Origin of the sequence: Kaistia defluvii, assembly GCF_040548815.1 — a bacterium.
GTDB classification, from domain to species: domain Bacteria; phylum Pseudomonadota; class Alphaproteobacteria; order Rhizobiales; family Kaistiaceae; genus Kaistia; species Kaistia defluvii_A.
Window position 1 is genome coordinate 84,933 of sequence record NZ_JBEPSM010000004.1, and the last position, 15,101, is coordinate 100,033.

The 15,101-nt window shown below is 63.6% G+C and carries 20 protein-coding genes; 2 read left to right on the forward strand and 18 right to left on the reverse strand.

From position 1 onward, the window contains the following. Position 1: 1 nt before the first annotated feature. From ABIE08_RS20495 to ABIE08_RS20520, 6 genes are all read right to left on the reverse strand, one after another. A complete protein-coding gene (locus ABIE08_RS20495; protein WP_354553710.1) occupies positions 2-205 on the reverse strand; it encodes a hypothetical protein in 204 nt (67 codons plus the stop codon). A gap of 71 nt (positions 206-276) precedes the next feature. Continuing rightward, on the reverse strand, positions 277-1,518 hold the full coding sequence (locus tag ABIE08_RS20500) for a phage major capsid protein (RefSeq protein WP_436409596.1): 1,242 nt from the start codon (positions 1,516-1,518) through the stop codon (positions 277-279). A gap of 98 nt (positions 1,519-1,616) precedes the next feature. Further along, positions 1,617-2,315, reverse strand: coding sequence for an HK97 family phage prohead protease (locus ABIE08_RS20505; RefSeq protein WP_354553712.1), 699 nt, complete (start codon positions 2,313-2,315; stop codon positions 1,617-1,619). Beyond that, positions 2,312-3,466: a phage portal protein gene (locus tag ABIE08_RS20510; RefSeq protein WP_354553713.1), complete on the reverse strand. Its 1,155-nt coding sequence runs from the start codon at positions 3,464-3,466 to the stop codon at positions 2,312-2,314. The genes ABIE08_RS20505 and ABIE08_RS20510 overlap by 4 nt, the downstream gene beginning before the upstream one ends. Before the next feature lie 92 nt (positions 3,467-3,558). Beyond that, positions 3,559-5,307, reverse strand: coding sequence for a terminase large subunit (locus ABIE08_RS20515; protein WP_354553714.1), 1,749 nt, complete (start codon positions 5,305-5,307; stop codon positions 3,559-3,561). Next, positions 5,307-5,942: a P27 family phage terminase small subunit gene (locus tag ABIE08_RS20520; protein WP_354553715.1), complete on the reverse strand. Its 636-nt coding sequence runs from the start codon at positions 5,940-5,942 to the stop codon at positions 5,307-5,309. Before ABIE08_RS20520 ends, ABIE08_RS20515 begins: the two co-directional genes overlap by 1 nt. A gap of 193 nt (positions 5,943-6,135) precedes the next feature. Here ABIE08_RS20520 and ABIE08_RS20525 point away from each other — a divergent pair, with 193 nt between their 5' ends. Further along, the gene (locus tag ABIE08_RS20525; protein ID WP_354553716.1) at positions 6,136-7,065 is read left to right on the forward strand and encodes an STM4504/CBY_0614 family protein; all 930 of its coding nucleotides are present in this window, start codon (positions 6,136-6,138) and stop codon (positions 7,063-7,065) included. On the opposite strand, the gene ABIE08_RS20530 is transcribed toward ABIE08_RS20525, so the two are convergent. From ABIE08_RS20530 to ABIE08_RS20585, 12 genes are all read right to left on the reverse strand, one after another. Further along, entirely contained in the window at positions 7,066-7,464 is a 399-nt protein-coding gene (locus ABIE08_RS20530) for an HNH endonuclease (RefSeq protein ID WP_354553717.1), read from the reverse strand. 156 nt (positions 7,465-7,620) lie between these two features. After that, a complete protein-coding gene (gene nusG, locus ABIE08_RS20535; RefSeq protein WP_354553718.1) occupies positions 7,621-8,283 on the reverse strand; it encodes a transcription termination/antitermination protein NusG in 663 nt (220 codons plus the stop codon). A gap of 23 nt (positions 8,284-8,306) precedes the next feature. Continuing rightward, positions 8,307-9,428, reverse strand: a complete 1,122-nt coding sequence (locus ABIE08_RS20540; RefSeq protein WP_354553719.1) for a helix-turn-helix domain-containing protein — start codon at positions 9,426-9,428, stop codon at positions 8,307-8,309. Next, a complete protein-coding gene (locus tag ABIE08_RS20545) occupies positions 9,425-9,979 on the reverse strand; it encodes a helix-turn-helix domain-containing protein (protein ID WP_354553720.1) in 555 nt (184 codons plus the stop codon). Before ABIE08_RS20545 ends, ABIE08_RS20540 begins: the two co-directional genes overlap by 4 nt. Beyond that, complete coding sequence (locus tag ABIE08_RS20550; protein ID WP_354553721.1) at positions 9,976-11,193, reverse strand: MT-A70 family methyltransferase; 1,218 nt, start codon at positions 11,191-11,193, stop codon at positions 9,976-9,978. Before ABIE08_RS20550 ends, ABIE08_RS20545 begins: the two co-directional genes overlap by 4 nt. A gap of 2 nt (positions 11,194-11,195) precedes the next feature. Then, positions 11,196-11,474, reverse strand: coding sequence for a hypothetical protein (locus ABIE08_RS20555; protein WP_354553722.1), 279 nt, complete (start codon positions 11,472-11,474; stop codon positions 11,196-11,198). Then, positions 11,471-12,049, reverse strand: a complete 579-nt coding sequence (locus ABIE08_RS20560; protein WP_354553723.1) for a ParB N-terminal domain-containing protein — start codon at positions 12,047-12,049, stop codon at positions 11,471-11,473. The genes ABIE08_RS20555 and ABIE08_RS20560 overlap by 4 nt, the downstream gene beginning before the upstream one ends. Then, a complete protein-coding gene (locus ABIE08_RS20565) occupies positions 12,049-12,315 on the reverse strand; it encodes a DUF2312 domain-containing protein (protein ID WP_354554217.1) in 267 nt (88 codons plus the stop codon). The genes ABIE08_RS20560 and ABIE08_RS20565 overlap by 1 nt, the downstream gene beginning before the upstream one ends. A gap of 5 nt (positions 12,316-12,320) precedes the next feature. Continuing rightward, positions 12,321-12,986, reverse strand: coding sequence for a hypothetical protein (locus ABIE08_RS20570; RefSeq protein WP_354553724.1), 666 nt, complete (start codon positions 12,984-12,986; stop codon positions 12,321-12,323). Further along, positions 12,983-13,132, reverse strand: a complete 150-nt coding sequence (locus tag ABIE08_RS20575; protein WP_354553725.1) for a hypothetical protein — start codon at positions 13,130-13,132, stop codon at positions 12,983-12,985. Before ABIE08_RS20575 ends, ABIE08_RS20570 begins: the two co-directional genes overlap by 4 nt. 1 nt (position 13,133) lies before the next feature. Continuing rightward, positions 13,134-13,628 carry a hypothetical protein gene (locus ABIE08_RS20580; RefSeq protein WP_354553726.1) on the reverse strand — a complete coding sequence of 165 codons (495 nt, stop codon included), beginning with the start codon at positions 13,626-13,628 and terminating at the stop codon, positions 13,134-13,136. Between the two features lie 336 nt (positions 13,629-13,964). After that, the gene (locus ABIE08_RS20585; protein WP_354553727.1) at positions 13,965-14,186 is read right to left on the reverse strand and encodes a carph-isopro domain-containing protein; all 222 of its coding nucleotides are present in this window, start codon (positions 14,184-14,186) and stop codon (positions 13,965-13,967) included. Positions 14,187-14,224: 38 nt separating this feature from the next. Here ABIE08_RS20585 and ABIE08_RS20590 point away from each other — a divergent pair, with 38 nt between their 5' ends. Beyond that, the gene (locus tag ABIE08_RS20590; RefSeq protein WP_354553728.1) at positions 14,225-15,031 is read left to right on the forward strand and encodes a LexA family transcriptional regulator; all 807 of its coding nucleotides are present in this window, start codon (positions 14,225-14,227) and stop codon (positions 15,029-15,031) included. The last annotated feature ends 70 nt before the right edge of the window (positions 15,032-15,101 follow it).

Here is a 15,101-nt window from a genome sequence, read left to right on the forward strand (position 1 = left end):
GTCAAGTGGCCTTATTGGTGGGCGCCTGTTCGGCCTTGTTGCTGACCGGCGGCGCCGCCTTGTTCTTCGCCGGCTTGGCGGCCTTGCCGGACGGCGCGAGCGTGGTGCCGATCAGGTGCGCCACATCACCACGCTGGGCTTCGCGGGTCTCGCCGACCTTGTAGAAGCGATCGCCCAGATGCTCTCGGATGACCTTGAATTTCATGATGGTGATCTCCTGCGGAGGGGAAAGAAGCCGGCCGAATGGTCGGCTTCCCTGCACGAACGCCGCGGCGGTTACGTCACGCGACCGAAGTCGCCGTAAATGAACGACTCGGACCGGTAGACGGCGAGTGCCAGCCGCTCTTCCGCCAGGATGGTGACGAGGTTCTTCGTGAAATCGTCGTTGACGTAGCCCGTCTCGACGCGGGCATCCCAACGATCGAACAGCTGCGCGCCGAGACGGAAAGCACCCGTGAGCACCTTGTCGACAGACATCGCCGGGGTCGCGACCACCGGAAGACCCCAGAGCGTCGGAGACAGGCCACCCTGGGGATTGCCGATGATGTACTGCCCAGTCGTGTCCTTCAGGAGCTCGATCCAGGCCCAGTCGGACGGGTGCATGACCGTGCCGGTGGACGGGAACTCCGCCAATGCCGCCTGCAGATGCATGAGGCGGATCATGTCGATGCTGGTCGCGCCGCTGACCGTAATGGGCGCCGAATAGGCAGTGGCCTGCGGAATGATGCCGTTCAGGTTCTGGCCGGTTCCGTCACCGTTGAGCAGCTGCGCTTCCTCGACATAGGCGAGGCCGTAGAGGAGACGCTCGTCGATGTAGGAGGTGAGCTGGGCGACGTCGTCCAGGATCTGGCGCGACGCTTTCATCCAGTGCGCAATGACCTTGGCCGACGTCGTGACCAGCGAGAGCTGGATATCGGACCCGGGCTTTGCCGCACCCTCCGCCACCGGCGCCGCGGAGTTCGTGAAGCCGGTTTCCTTCACATATTCCAGGGCGCTGCCGTCCATGCGACCGGGCGAGATCAGATCGCGAACGGTAAGCCGGCGCTGAGGCAGTTCATTGATGCCTGCCAGCCGCGTCGGCGCGACGGCTGCGCCCGCCGAGCCGGCCGCATTGCTGGTTGCCGAAGTGATCGTCGCCTTGATCTGCAGATCGGCCTTGCTGGTACGGCCGAACTTGGAGTCTGCGAAGGCCTTGAAGTTGTCGCTCTCGACAAACTGCTGTCCGAACGACTTGTGAGCCTCGCCATCACTGCCGCCGCCGCTGCGCGCCAGCTTCTGCTCGATCTCGGCGATCTGCTCGCCGAGCCCGTTCATCTTGGTGAGCGCTTCGTCGGCCTTCTGCTTGATGCCTTCCGTCAGCTGCTCGCCAGACTTGGCCTTGCCGAGCGCTTCCTCGGCGATTTCCTTGACCTTGTCGAACGACTTCTGGAAGTCGGCCTTGATCTCGGTCGCAAGCTCGGACGCGCTCTTGGAGTCGTGATCGGGTGCGCGCATGTAGCGGCCCGCCGCGCGTTCCATCGGGGTCATACGGCCAAGCAGCAGGGCTGCGCCGGCCATGGCGAACATGGCACGCTTGTGCATAAACATGGATCTCTCCAGAGATTGAGGGATGGGGCCTAGCCCCGGAGGGCTCGCAGGAATGCGAGCGGATCATCCGCTTTGGCAGGCTCCCCCTGCCCCTTCAGGTGGAGGCGCGCGGCACGCTCCGCCTGCGAATTCGAGAAGCCCAATCCCTTGAGCCAGGTCTCGAATTCTCGTTCTGTCAGCCGGTCCCCGGCCTTCAGCTTTTCCGTCAATTCATGGGCCTGCTTGGCAGCCTTGACGCTGCCGATCGTGGCGCTGTCATTGGCGCCGATCGACACCACCGAGACCTCTTTCAGGTCCAGTTTTTCCAGCGTCCAGATGCCGGTCTCGGTGTCGACCGAGTACTCCTTGATCCGGTAGCCGATCGAAAGGCCGTCGATATCGCGCTCTTTCAGAAGCTCATAGGCTTCGCGAGCGCGCTGCACCCCCATGTTCAGCTTGCCGCGGAGTAGAAGCCCCCGGGCGTCTTCCTTGGCCTCCAACCACTTGCCGATCGGCTCACGGGCGTCGTGCTGCCAGAACATCTTCGGCATGGTGCCCGCGGCAGCGTGGACTGCGAGGCTGTCTGCAAAGGCCCCTGCCGCGATCACATCGCCATAGCTGTCCGGCTCGCCACCGAAGGTGCTGCCATAGCCCTCAAACTCGCCGGTATCCTTCAGCGCCTTGATTTCCAAGCATGGTGCGGCCTGATTGAACTGCAGCCCGGAGTCCTTCGTGCGAAACAAAGTCATTCGTCATCCTCCAGGGCGGGGCCGCCATTGTCACCGATGCCTCGGGTCTCGGTGATCGGAACGTTCTGCATTTGCATGCGGGGGACCTCGCCGCCGGAAACCGGCGGCAGACCTTCCAGCGCACGCACCTCGTTGATGGTCATCCAGCCATTCGACAGCGCGGACTGGTAGAAGGCGGAGCGCCCGGCGCTATCGCCGCGCAGTAGACCCTCAAGATTGAATTTGATGGTGATGCCCGCGGCACGATCGGCGGCGGTCAGAAGTTGCTTGACGACCGCCTGCTCGATCCGCTTCAGGCGGCGACGCAAGGTGAATTTCTGCAGCAGCTGGCCCTGCTGTTCGACGCCGGTCGGCCAGCTGGTGGTCTTGGACGTGTGACCGACCATGACCGGCGGCACGCCAAAGAAGCGGCAGATTTCCTCGACCGAGAAGCTGCGCGTCTCCAGCATCTGCGCATCCTCCGGGCTGATGGTGATCTGGTTCCAGGTGGAACCGCCCTCGAGCAGCATCGGTCGGCCGGCATTGATAGAGCCCGCATATTTCTCCATCAGCACCTTTTCGGCGATGTCACGTTGTTCCTGCGTCAGCCACTTCTCGAAGGTGACGACACCGGAGGGGCGCAAGCCATTTGCGAACATCTTGGCGGCGGCGCGGTCTGCGGCGCGCGCCGAAGAGAAGGCCTGGCGTCCGAACTGCAGCGTCGACATTCCGCCCAGCGGATTGCCGCCCGGGCCGCGGATATGCAGCATCGTCCGATCGGTTTCTACATAGCTCTTGCCTGCATCCGACCACCGATACTCGATCGTTCCATCACGAAGCCGGCGGCGGCTCACAAGGTCCGGGGCAACCGGGACGATTGACAGGATCCTCGCGCCGGACCGTTCGACCCGAGCGATGCCGTCGCCATGAAGCTCGATCGATGCAGCCAGAAAGTCCCAGAAGTCGACGGCGGTCTGGTCGTAGTTCGGGCTGTCGTGCAGCAGGCGGTAAAGCGGGTGGTCATCGGCCGGAACTGGCGTGCCGTCCGGACCATTCCGATACACCACCAGCGGGAGGGACGAGATCGTTCCGGCGAGAAGATTGACGCAACCCCAGACCGCAGACAGAGCCATAGCGCTGGATTCGGTGACGATCTCCCCGGCATCGCCCATGTGACCGGACGCTGCCCAGCCCTCGGAATTTCGAAACGAAAGCTGCCGCACGACGGCCTGGGCGGCCTTCAGGGCGAAGTTGCGAAGTGGGTTCACGCTGCCCCCGCCAAGCTCTTGAAGTATTCGTCCATGCCGCCCTCTTCACCGCCGGCGATCGCCAGCCCTATGCCCATGACGCCGGCGGCGATGCCGTCGATCTTGTCGAGGGAGCTTTTCTTGTCCGGCACGTAGTTTAGATTGGCGTCGAAGCGCACCGTGCAGTGGCCGGCCATCCAGGCAAGCACTGGGTGCCCGCCATGTTCGATCTTGGTAGCGAAGACGAGCCGTTCCATTTCCTTCGTCGGTGCGCCGAGCGTTGCGTGCCCTTGGCGCATCTCGATCATCAGTTCGGCGTCGAGGCCCGCGGTCTGTAGATCGGCGACGAGTTTGGCGGCATTCCAGGGGTCATAGCCGAATGCCTGCAAGTCGAAGTCCCGACCGACTTGAATGACGTCTTCCATCACGAAGTTCTGGTCCACAAAGTCGCCGGGCGTCGTGAAAAGCGCGCCATCAGCGACCCACTTCTGCCAGTTGACCCGCTTGTCAGCCGCCGCTCGCTCGCCCAGCGTGGCTTCCGGCACCCAGAATTTCGGGATGAGCACCCAGCGATCGTATGTGTCATCCGGCGGGATGGTGATCATTCTCGCCGTAATGTCCCGGGTGGCCGAGACGTCGCTAGTCACGAACGCCTTGCGGCCCTTGTGCAGCGCGTAGAGTTGCGGCCAGGACTTCGGGTCGACGGTGCAGGCTGCCCACCTATCGCGAGGGAGCCAGGCGGAAACCTGGTCCACCCACCGGTTCAGGTGGTAACACTGGAACACCGCCTCCGCCGCCGGGCGGCCCTTGGCTTTGCGATACTCACCGCGGAGATAGTCCAAGGTGGGCGTCAGGCCGAGGCTGGGATTCGCCTTTCGCCAGACTGCCTCGTCGTTCCAGTCGTCGTCGTCCGCGATGCCGAAATGGACGACTAGCGTGGTCGCGTCGTCGAGGTCACCGCGCAAGATGGCGAGCGATTCCTCGAACCACTCATAGCCCGTCCGATTCTGCTTGCGGCCGGCGGTGGAAGCATACAGTTCGATGGGCTGCAGGCGGGCGCCCGTTCCCTGTCGGAGCGTATCGGCCAGCTCCCGGGTTTTCCATTCGTGAATCTCGTCGCCGAGAATTACGGTCGGAGACCGACCATGCTTTCCATCGGGCGCTCCCGTCAGCAGCTGGCATAGCGAAGCGGTCTCGCGGAGGTAGATCCCTCGATCGGTGAAGGTGACGCGCTCATTGCCTTGGCGATCATCCTTCAGGCCTTTCGCCTGCAGGATGACGTCCTTCATCTTCCCGAACGGGATGCGGCCTTGGTCCTCGTTGCGACCGAACACGTATGCTTCGGCGCCAGGGATCTTCTCCATCACGAAGAAGAGCACGCCGAGTGTCGCCAGGAACTCCGACTTCCCGTTCTTACGCGGTATCCATAGATCGAGACGCCGGAATAAGCGGACATGCTGGATGCCCGGCAGATGCGTCGCCGCGTCGATGATCTCGATCGGCTTTTTCCAGCCGACCAGCATCCGCACGGTGATCTCCTGCCAAAGCAAGAGCTTGAACGGAACGCCCTTGAAACGGTCGTTCGTCAGCCTGAAGACGCGGGGCCAGTTGGCGACGATCGCGTCTGCCTTGGCGTGGTCGAACCACGCACCCTCCACGAGGGCCGCACGCCGCCAGGCGAGGACCGCCCACCGATAGTTTGGGTCGTCCGCAACCGGCGCCAGCCACGATGGCAGCGCGCTCGGCGCCGCCTGGTTGCCGGGCATCAGTTCACGCTTTGGCTCGGTGGAACGCTGTCGGCCTGATTCATGAGGTCGCTCGGATCCAGGTCGTCGCTGGCATCTTGGCCAGCCCCAGCCCCCGGCCCCATGCCCGGCAAATACGGCTGACGGCCCTGCCCCGCATTGAAGGTTTCAACCCGGGTCAGGTTGGTGTCCGAATACGGGGTGAAGCCATACTCAGCCTCGAGAAGGCGCATCGCAGTTTCGGCTTTTCCCATGAAGTCGATGCTGGGATGAGTGCGAATGACGGTTTCGCCATCCCCCTTCTTGACCTTTATCGAGACCCCACCCTTCGGCAGGTCGCGACGCAGTTGCACCACCGAGGTGATGAACAGCTGCGTCCACATACAATAGCGGACCAGGCCGGACATGAATGCCGGGCGCTGGCGACCGGAAGCCCTCAGGCTGTCCGCCTTCTCCTGCCAGATCTTGATCGCCTCGCGCCAATAGGTTGGCGCTTCAAGAAACACGGCGGGCACCGGATAAGGACCAGTCGCCGGCATCGGTTCCTTGGCCGCCGCCTGGGCGGCGGCTTCGATCTCGCGTTCGACCGACTTCTTGCGCCGGCCGGGGAACCCTTGAGCGGCTTGCAGAAGCGGGTCCTGCTTTCTGCGGGCCACGACCAACCTCAGTTTCTGGTACGGGAAAAAAAGTTACGCGCTGAAATTTCGCGCCGACAAAGAGTTTCTTAGACCGCCGGTCCGGACGGCAGGGCTTCCAGAGTTAGGACTCCCCCCCCAATGCGCGACCATGGCTTGACGTGACGCCGCGACGCGATGACATACTTGTTAAATTCCGAGGAGAACGAACAGCGTGGCGCTACCCCAGCTCTACTCTCGTCGAAAACGTCAGTCAGAGGCCAAAGAGGCTGACGTCTATCAATATGAGAAGATACCTGAGCATCTGCGCATCCAAGTGGTGCAGATTATCGGAGATGGTCTTGGTCCATACTCTAATAGTCGAAATTTTCCTTCTTCCACGGCGCCGCTATATGACCATATCGTCAAGACGATGCGCCGCGAGATAGGAGTTCACCAACTATCAGGCGGGTATGAGCCCGATGTAGAACTCTTTAGATGGTTGGAATTAACCAACGATCTAGATGCTTGGATCGACGCCGTTGAACTCTCATTGACCGTGATCGATCGCATCGTTCGTGAATCTTGGCACTCCTACAGCAGCATCGTGCGTTCAACACCGGACAACGTGATCGAGGAAATAAACGCTCGATTCCGTGAGGCAGGCTTTGGCTTCCAGTTCAACGAAGGTGAAATGATCCGAGTTGATTCTGTGATCATTCACCAAGAAGTAGTCCTGCCCGTACTTCACCTTTTGCGCGAACCGCGCTTTGAAGCAGCCGAGAATGAATACAGAGAGGCGCATGCCGCGTACCGAAATGGCAAGTTGGAGGACAGCCTAGTAGGCTGCGCGCGAGCCTTGGAAAGCGTTCTCAAGGTCATTGGAGCGAAACGCGGCTGGGACATCAAAGAGAACGACGCAGCGAGCAGGCTGATCCACGCTGCGGCGGAAAGTGGATTTTTGCCTTCTTTTCACCGAACGGCACTGAACCATCTCGTAGGGCTAATCGAAAGCTCTACCCCAACCGTCCGCAACAAGATGGGCGGGCATGGCGCAGGAACTGAGCCACGCGCGGTCCCTAGACATCTCGCGGCGTATCAACTTCATCAAACCGCTGCAGTGTTGTTATTTTTGGCTGAACAAGACGAGCTCCTCGACTCGTAGTCACGCCCTGAGCGCGAGGGTGACCGCGATCGCCGCGGGGCTGTCTAGCCTAAGGTCGGCGGCAGCGAGGCTGCCACGCGCGAACCTATCCTCGAGGCGCTGCTTCACCACGTCGTGGTGCCACTTGCAGCAGCCCTGCCATTTCGACGTATCCCAGAACCTATCGCTGTCACCGTGGTGCGGCTCGACGTGGTCGACGATGACGGCAGGCTCGATACGCCCGACCGCCTCGCACCCAACGCAAAGAGGCGACCGCATGAGGAACGTCCGGCGCGCCTTCTCCCATCGCACGTTGTAGCCACGCTCTCGAGCGCTGCCCCGGTGCCGGTCATAGGTGCGGTTCTGTTCGACCCGCGTCGGCAGGTGGGAGGGACGGAACACCGTCGGGCGCTTCGACATACCTCCCGACAAACGAAAGCCCGGTCTGCATCTCTGCATCCGGGCCATACTTCGTCTCTGGTGAAGAACGGTTCGTGCCGTCTTCCGGGGGGACCGACCTCGCTCAGAGCCTAGGGCTGCGATGGTGTTCCAGTCACTCTCGTCCGCCCCAATTCGCTATGCCAGAACCTCGATGTGGTCAAGTGGCATGGAAACCGGCGTATTGCCACCGAATACGAACACCTCGCAGATGACAGTCACAGGGTCGCCTCCGTTGACCACCACGCCAGCAAAGGATGCGAAGGGTCCCGACACAACCCGGATCTTGGTTCCGGCCTTTGGCTTCAAGGCCTTAGCTGGCTTCGCCTCGTCGAACGTGCCGCGTTCTTCGATGCCCTTCATACCGGAAATCACGTCGTCGGCCAGCCTCACGACCTCGCTGCTATTGTGCCGGATGACCGCCGCGACCCCCGGGATATCCGTCAGATCCCACCACGTTCCCCGACGCGGATCGATCGCGACGAACACGTATTGCGGATAGAGCGGCACGCTGATTCGCTGCAGGGTAGGCTCGGGCTTGCGCCATGCCTTGCCCTTGCGCAGCTTCGACTGGGTGCGATCCGCCCGCAGCCCCCCTCGCCGCTTCACCGAAACCCATCGCTGCACCATCGGCCGATAGACCGTATAGCCGCGCCTCTCCAGGGCCATCGTCGCGCGGCTGTCGCCGCCCGCCACATAGACGATGTACCAGCCACAGGAGCCTGGCACGAACGACGCCAGCGCCCGGCCGCGCGCGGCAGGCTCGACGATATCGCCCACCCGCCAGATCTTGTCATTCATCGTGAGCCTCGCCATTGCCATCGTCATTGTCTTGCCTCGTCGCCTGTCGCCGCCAGCCGGTTGCCCTCGCGACCAGGCGGCCAGCGGCTGGGAACCCAGATGAAGGGTGTGCGCAGGTCGTGGGGCGTGAAGCTGATGCCCTCGCGAGCCAGTTCCTCGCCCCAGGCCGCCATCTCCGGCGTCGTGCGCCGGGCGTCGTCCCAGGTGGCGATCTTCACCAGCGATGCGCGCTCGCCGTCAGTCGGCAGGTCCGCAACCGCAACGCCATAGCCGAGTTCGGGGTTGGTCATGCCCATGTCGAACATCGTCTTGACCCGCTCGCCTGCCCGCCGGCGCCGCCAGAACACGACGCACCAGTCGAGGCCGCGCGGCTTGACCAAGATCCTCGCCGGGCTACTGGCGGTCGCCACAGCCCCACTCGGTAGCCGCTTCCAGCGCTTTTCCTCGAGATAGGTGAAGCTGGCATAGCAGCCCTTCCGTCCCACCTTGCCCTGGTGCTGGGCGATCGAAGCCGCCGTCCGGTCGACCGCCTCGGCGCGCTCGCCCTCCGTCAGCCCGATCCATGCCCGATAAGTCCGCACCAGGCTGTCGGATGCTGCCGTCGGCCAGCTCATGAGCCACGCCATGAACGCCGTGTCGGCCTCGGCCGCCACAACGGTCACTTCGATGTCGGCGCCAAGCGCCCGCGTCTCTCTCTCATTTCGTTTTAGAAGGGTCGTTCTTATGGGTGCCCGCTCATGGGTGGGCACCCCCTGCCCGTCCTGGGTGGGCACCCCCTGCCCACCGGTGGGCACCCCCTCGGTTTCCGAGGCGGCAGATGCGTCGGATTCATCACCATCGTTGATGAATGAATCGGGCCGAACCTCGTCGAGAAGCACGCGATATTCGTGCGCCCGGTCGCCGCCATCCTTGCGCGTCATGGCGCGCTGCTGGACATAGCCGCACTCGATCAGCCGGGCGAGGCCGCGCTGGATGGTGGCCCGCCCGCAATGGATCTCGCGAGCCATCTTGACCTGGCTGCGGGAGCACCAGCCGCCATCGTTCGTGTGCCGGCCAAGCAGGGCCAGAACCTGCAGGTCGCGGCCCTCCAGGCGGTTGTCGGTGACGGCGTCGGCCGGAATGATGGAATAGCGCGGCCCGCTCATGGCTGGCGCTCCTTGAAGGCTGGTGGTGTCGGAAGTCCGCTGCGGGCGGCGTGCTGGCGAATGCCATGCATGACGGTCGTATGGTCGCGGCCGAAGACCTTGCCGACGACGGTCAGGCTGTGCGTCGTCTCGTTGACTGCGCGATACATGGCTTCCTGCCGCGCCCGAACGACTTTCGTGTTACGCCGGGCGGAGAGGATGTCGTTGTCGGTCAGGCCGTGCTTGCGCGCGACCTGCGTGATGATCTGGCGAATGCGCCCCATGGTGCCAACGCGCGGCGGCGCGATCACCGTGAAGGCGTGGTAGTGCGTCGTCGCGTCGATCGGGAGCGCTGGCGGCTCGGGCTGCGGCGGTTCGGCTAGCGCGGAGGCCTCGGCCGGGAACAGCGCCCCGAGCTTCGCCTTCCAGAAGCGAGAAGCCTTGCGCATGTCGTCGTCGAGCGGCGTGTCGCCGTGATGGCGAAGCAGAGCGGCCAGCGCCGCGCGCGAGGCGCGGATCTTCTGGTCCCGGGTCTGGATGAACTCGAAGCCGTCGCCAACCTGAATACTCATGCGCCGACCTCCGGCGCTTCCAGGCCCCAGGCGTCCCAGCCCGGCCGCGCGCGGCGGGCGTTCAGTTCGATCTTGGGAAGGTTCGGAAAATAGGCTTCGATCAGCTCATAGAAGGCGTCCGGCTTGGCCGAGTGCTCGCCAACCGGGGCCATGATGAGCGATTCCCACTGCTCTCCCATGGCGGGCGCCGGCACATTGCCGCGCGTCCCGATCAGCAGCAGCTCATGCTTGTTGCGGCTCCAGTAGCCGGTGCTGATCCGGTCCTTGCCCCAGATGACATGCGACTTGTACTCGAAGCCCCAGCCTTCCATGACGCGTAGAGCGGCCTTGAGCATCGCCGCCGTGGCCCAGTGAAAGAGCACGCAATCCTTCGCCGCGATCTTGCCGACGTCGCGCAACACCAGGTCGTTTGTCGATGTGGTGGGATAGTGATTGTCGGCCGCGCGATCCATGCCGGTCTCGCGACTGAAGGGCTCAAAGCGCCATTCGCAATCGGAATAGATCACGCCATAGCGCTTTTCGGGCAGCGCCCGCTGCTTGACGGCAAGGGCGGCTTCGCGGCCGGCGCGCTTTGCCTTCTTCTCCGCCGTCTTCTCATCGCGGATGGATTTCACGACGGCCGACACGGCGCGCCGGTCCATCCCCTCAATGACCCGGCGTTGCTCGGCCAAGGGCAGCGACGCCAGATCCGCCGCCGCCGTGACCGAGACGTCGCCCCGATCAACGGCATGGATCAGTTCGCCCGATCCATGGGAAAGCACGGCGCGTGCGGTGCCGACGCTGCGCTCCGAGACCTTGAGCATGTTGCCCGCTGCGGCCCGCGTGACAGCAACCGGCAAATTTGCCTCTTGCTCGCCGGATCGGTCGCCCCCGTGCGAGATGTTCGAAAGGCGCGCCGCCACCATGGCCCGCTGGCTTTCGTCCATGTGCCGGCGGTGCATGTTCTTGGAGATAACGAATTCGAGCGGGTCGCCATCAGCGGCCGGAATGAACCGCACGAAGTGCCGGGCATCCTTCGGCTCGACCGTGTCTTCGCTGGTGATGACGCCCGCCGCGCGGGAGGCGCGATAGCGGTTGCGGCCGTCCAGGATCTGGCCGTCCAGCAGCAGGATCGGCTCGCGCAGGCCGCGCGCCGCGATGTCGGCCACCAGCTCATCAAAGGCCACGCCCTCGATCAGCGGGAACAGATTGGCAAAGGCATGGAAGGGCAACATCGCTAGGCACCCCGCTTGGCAGTGTGCTTCGCCCAGGCGGCGTCAAGCCGGTCCGCCAGCACGGACCAGACCGCCACACCCCTCGGCCGCTCGGTCATCTTGGCCTTGTCGAGTTCGCGGATCAGGATCACGCTATCGAAGAAGGCGATGATCGCCACGGGCTCGTGACCGAACGAAAGGGCCTTCGCCACGAAGTGCGCCATCGCCGTGATGATGGCGGCGGAAAGCCCGCCCTGCACATTGTTGCGGGTCTCGCGGACACAGCGCAGCGCCAGGATCACCGTCTCGTCGCCATGCGCGCGGATCGCATCCTCAGCGCGCCGATGGCCATGGTCTCACCCGGCTTCTGCTTCAGCTCCATGGTGGGCGAAGCAAGGATGGTGACCGAGGCGCGCGCCGCCACCTCGGCGATGCGGATCACCTCGGCGTCTCCCGCGGCGAGCGCCGCCCGGAACAGGGCGAGCCCGTTGACGCGAGTCGTCGCGCTATTGATGGCCGTGAAGGCCTCGGCCTGCTCGCCCGGCGTCGCGAAGACGATCTGGCAGGGCACGCTGTCGATGCCGATCAGCGAAGCCGCCGTCGTCCGGTGCTGGCCGTCCAGTATGGCGAACAGCCCACCCTCGATCGGCGAAACGATCACCGGCGAGAAGCGCGCCCAGCGGAAGCCGGCGACGATGGCGCGGATGTTCTTGCGCCCGCCAGCCGTGATCCCGCGCTGATAGGCGGGGTCGACCACAAGCTGGGCGATCCGGAGCCAGGCCAGTTGCGGTGCCGGGCCGGCGCCGGCATGGGCCGGGTGCGGCAGCGCATCGGGTGCGGGCTGCTCAATGGGGCGGAGGGTGGATGTCGGTTCCATCAGACCATCCCCAGCGCGTTCTTGTAGAGCTCGAGGATCGCCTCTTGCTCTTCGCGCTCGTTGGCGTCCTGCTTGCGCAGCGCCACGATCTTGCGCAGCGCCTTGGTGTCGTAGCCATTGGCCTTGGCCTCGCCGTAGACATCCTTGATGTCGTCGGCGATCGCCTTCTTCTCGTCTTCCAGCCGCTCGATCCGCTCGACTATCGAGCGCAGCTGCGCCGCGGCGACGCCCTGAACTTCGTCGTCAGCGCCGCTGTTGTGACCCATCTCGCTCATGCCGCGCCCTCCCATTTGGGAAGGCGGCCAATGCACGGGTGCCAGTCCACGAGCCGATCCATCCACCCAACCTGCACATCGGCCGGCCGCATCGACAGGAAGTCGCGCCAGCCGAGGCTGGGGATCGGCAAGGCCGTCTCGATCGCATTGCCCCAAGGCTTCGGCGCTGGGCGCATCAGCTCGTCTCGCTCGGCCCGCAGCATGCGCAGGTCCATGTCGGCGACGAGATGGGCGCGGTGCGCGGAAAGCGGCCAGTCGAGACCGAGCCGCTTGTAGATCTCCACGTCCAGCCGGGCTTTCATCGTCTTGATCGCGCGCCGGATGATCCCGTTCGCCGGGCGGCCGAGCGTGTCGAGCGCCATGCGGTCGAGGCTCTCGGCGACGGGCGTGGTGATGTCGCCGGAAAAGACCTCATGCGCATCGTGCAGAAGGAAGGCGAGCGCGGCGTCGGTGTCGCCGCCGGTCTCGTGCAGGATCGCGTCCGCACCTTTGATACAGTGCTGGCCAACCGAATAGCCGGCGAGAGCCTGGTTGCTGGCGTGGCCGTCGAAACGGTTGATGAGCGAGAGCGGAATGGCGATGTCGATATGAATGTCGATCGCCGACAGGTCGGGATCCACCAGATCGATCGCGAGGCCGGAGCGGCTTTGCTTCCAGGTCATGCGGGCCACCAGAGCTTGAGGGAACGTTGGTACATCTCGACGGCGCCGATCAGCAGGCCGGCACCGCAGGCGAGCCAGAGGATGAGGATGGCGATCGCCAGCCAGAACCGGTCGCGGGCAGGCTGCGACTGCGGAACGGCGCGCATGTCAGGCGCCCTCGCCCACGACCTTGAGTGCAGACCCGCCCTTGGCGCTCGCAACGCAGAAGCGTAGGCCAGCCGCCGCGCGCTCCAGAGCGCCGACGTTGCGGTCGAGGATTTCCAGCTCGGCGCCGGTGAACTTGCCGTCGGCCAGCGCTGCGGCGGTCGAAGCCATCAGCTCGGATGCGGCCCGCATGGTGTCGGCATAGTGGCCGAGCACGGCGGTTGCGCTTCCCGCCTGGTCGGATGGCCCCTCCAGCCGGCGCCCGCCCAGATCCGCCATGACCGTCGTCACGAGCGGCAGGCCGCAATCGGCCTCGAGCACAAGCACGGCCGGGAGCGGAATGATGGCTTCGTCTGTGGCTGTCTGCCAGCGCGAAACCTCGGATTTGGAGTTGTGCGAGATCTCGCCGGTTCGCACCACGCCGCCGCAGGCCTGGACGAGATCGCGGGTGGCGGATTTCACGCGGTGGAACCATGCGTCGGAAATGGGTCGGGACATATTGGCCTCGGGCAAAGCTTTCCCGAGCTGGGAAAAGCCATGCGGCTTTCCCGGCGTGGGAACGGTTTAGATCTGTCAGAAACGGAGCGTCAGAAGCGGCTCAGGGAGGCCCTCGAAGATGTCGACCGTCCGGATGTGGATCCTGGCCAAAATGGAGCGGGCGCGGCTGAAGGAGGTAGTGCCGGCCCGCTCCAAGTCTTGGGAGGAAAGGCCCGATGCGCCGGAGAGTGGCGCAAAGGGTAGTCACGACCGCCGGGAGAAGGTGGCGGTCGCTTGGCGGTCCGGCCACGGCCGGAAAGTCGGAGCCGTCGAAACGGCGAAGAATTTCGTCAGGCGTCATGCTGCGACGTCCTTGCCGAGGTGCAGCGCGACTAAGGTGTCATTGGACACCCCTTCGATCCCCAGATCCCGAGCGGCTCTGATGATTCTCGGCCAATACTCAAGCGGGATGGAATTCCGCCGCTTCATCTCAGATGCCGTTGAGGCATTCTTTCCGATGATCGCCGCAAATTTGGTGTTGCCGTCGAAGGCCGAGATGAGATCGCCGATCGTGTGCATGGACCGAACAGTTACACGCATCATGTTGACTGGTCAACATGATTAGTGTTGACATATATGATGTTGTGGTCGGTATGGACACTCAAGGCACACGCCTGCGACAGGCTCGGTTGAACGCTGGCTTTTCTTCAGCTGCCAGGGCTGCGGCTGCGCTAGGCCTGAAGGCATCTTCTTACGCCGCTCATGAGAATGGTCAGAACGGCTACGATGCAGAGATGGCCAAGAAGTACAGCCGAAAATTCGGGGTCAGCGCGGCTTGGCTTTTGACCGGCGACGAGTCTGATTTTAAGCGTGTGCCACTCGGACAGGAGTTTGATCCGGACGTCCAAACCGATGATCAGGCGACCATAGGCTCGGAAACTGGCCGTCGAGGCATTCCATCCGATGCAATCGCGCAGATTGATGTCACAGGCGGAATGGGTGGCGGGGGCGTCTCGATCGTTAGCCATGGCGTCCCCGGACAGCACGGGATGACCTTTGCCGCCGAACACATACGTGACTACTGGCGTCTACCCTCAGAAGTTCTGCTAGCCCTCGGCCTAAAGCCCGGCGATATCGCCATTCTCCCCGTGCAAGGAGACTCGATGTCGAAAACACTAACGGAGGGCGATTTCGTCTTCGTCGACACCCGACACAGGCTTCCTTCACCTGATGGCATATATGCCCTAACTGACGATTTTGGCGGCGTGGTTGTGAAACGCCTCGAGGTAGCCTCCAACCCACGCGACGACGACATTGTGGTGAGAGTGATATCTGACAACCCTAAACACGCGCCCAAAGAGCGCAACCTGGCCGACTTGAATGTTATCGGCAGAGTGGTTAGGCGCTTCGGTGTGGTGAGCTGATTGGGCGGGCGGGCTTTAGCAGCACTGGTTGGACTTGCAATTGGGGCGTTTCAACAACCGTTGTGGGCTC

Bases quoted from the DNA above. Each gene is read 5' to 3' on its own strand.
- ABIE08_RS20495 (WP_354553710.1), bottom strand. From the start codon at position 205: ATGAAATTCAAGGTCATCCGAGAGCATCTGGGCGATCGCTTCTACAAG.
- ABIE08_RS20500 (WP_436409596.1), bottom strand. From the start codon at position 1,518: ATGGAACGCGCGGCGGGCCGCTACATGCGCGCACCCGATCACGACTCC.
- ABIE08_RS20505 (WP_354553712.1), bottom strand. From the start codon at position 2,315: ATGACTTTGTTTCGCACGAAGGACTCCGGGCTGCAGTTCAATCAGGCC.
- ABIE08_RS20510 (WP_354553713.1), bottom strand. From the start codon at position 3,466: ATGGGCGATGCCGGGGAGATCGTCACCGAATCCAGCGCTATGGCTCTG.
- ABIE08_RS20515 (WP_354553714.1), bottom strand. From the start codon at position 5,307: ATGCCCGGCAACCAGGCGGCGCCGAGCGCGCTGCCATCGTGGCTGGCG.
- ABIE08_RS20530 (WP_354553717.1), bottom strand. From the start codon at position 7,464: ATGTCGAAGCGCCCGACGGTGTTCCGTCCCTCCCACCTGCCGACGCGG.
- nusG (WP_354553718.1), bottom strand. From the start codon at position 8,283: ATGAATGACAAGATCTGGCGGGTGGGCGATATCGTCGAGCCTGCCGCG.
- ABIE08_RS20540 (WP_354553719.1), bottom strand. From the start codon at position 9,428: ATGAGCGGGCCGCGCTATTCCATCATTCCGGCCGACGCCGTCACCGAC.
- ABIE08_RS20545 (WP_354553720.1), bottom strand. From the start codon at position 9,979: ATGAGTATTCAGGTTGGCGACGGCTTCGAGTTCATCCAGACCCGGGAC.
- ABIE08_RS20550 (WP_354553721.1), bottom strand. From the start codon at position 11,193: ATGTTGCCCTTCCATGCCTTTGCCAATCTGTTCCCGCTGATCGAGGGC.
- ABIE08_RS20560 (WP_354553723.1), bottom strand. From the start codon at position 12,049: ATGGAACCGACATCCACCCTCCGCCCCATTGAGCAGCCCGCACCCGAT.
- ABIE08_RS20565 (WP_354554217.1), bottom strand. From the start codon at position 12,315: ATGGGTCACAACAGCGGCGCTGACGACGAAGTTCAGGGCGTCGCCGCG.
- ABIE08_RS20570 (WP_354553724.1), bottom strand. From the start codon at position 12,986: ATGACCTGGAAGCAAAGCCGCTCCGGCCTCGCGATCGATCTGGTGGAT.
- ABIE08_RS20575 (WP_354553725.1), bottom strand. From the start codon at position 13,132: ATGCGCGCCGTTCCGCAGTCGCAGCCTGCCCGCGACCGGTTCTGGCTG.
- ABIE08_RS20580 (WP_354553726.1), bottom strand. From the start codon at position 13,628: ATGTCCCGACCCATTTCCGACGCATGGTTCCACCGCGTGAAATCCGCC.
- ABIE08_RS20585 (WP_354553727.1), bottom strand. From the start codon at position 14,186: ATGCACACGATCGGCGATCTCATCTCGGCCTTCGACGGCAACACCAAA.
- ABIE08_RS20590 (WP_354553728.1), top strand. From the start codon at position 14,225: ATGATTAGTGTTGACATATATGATGTTGTGGTCGGTATGGACACTCAA.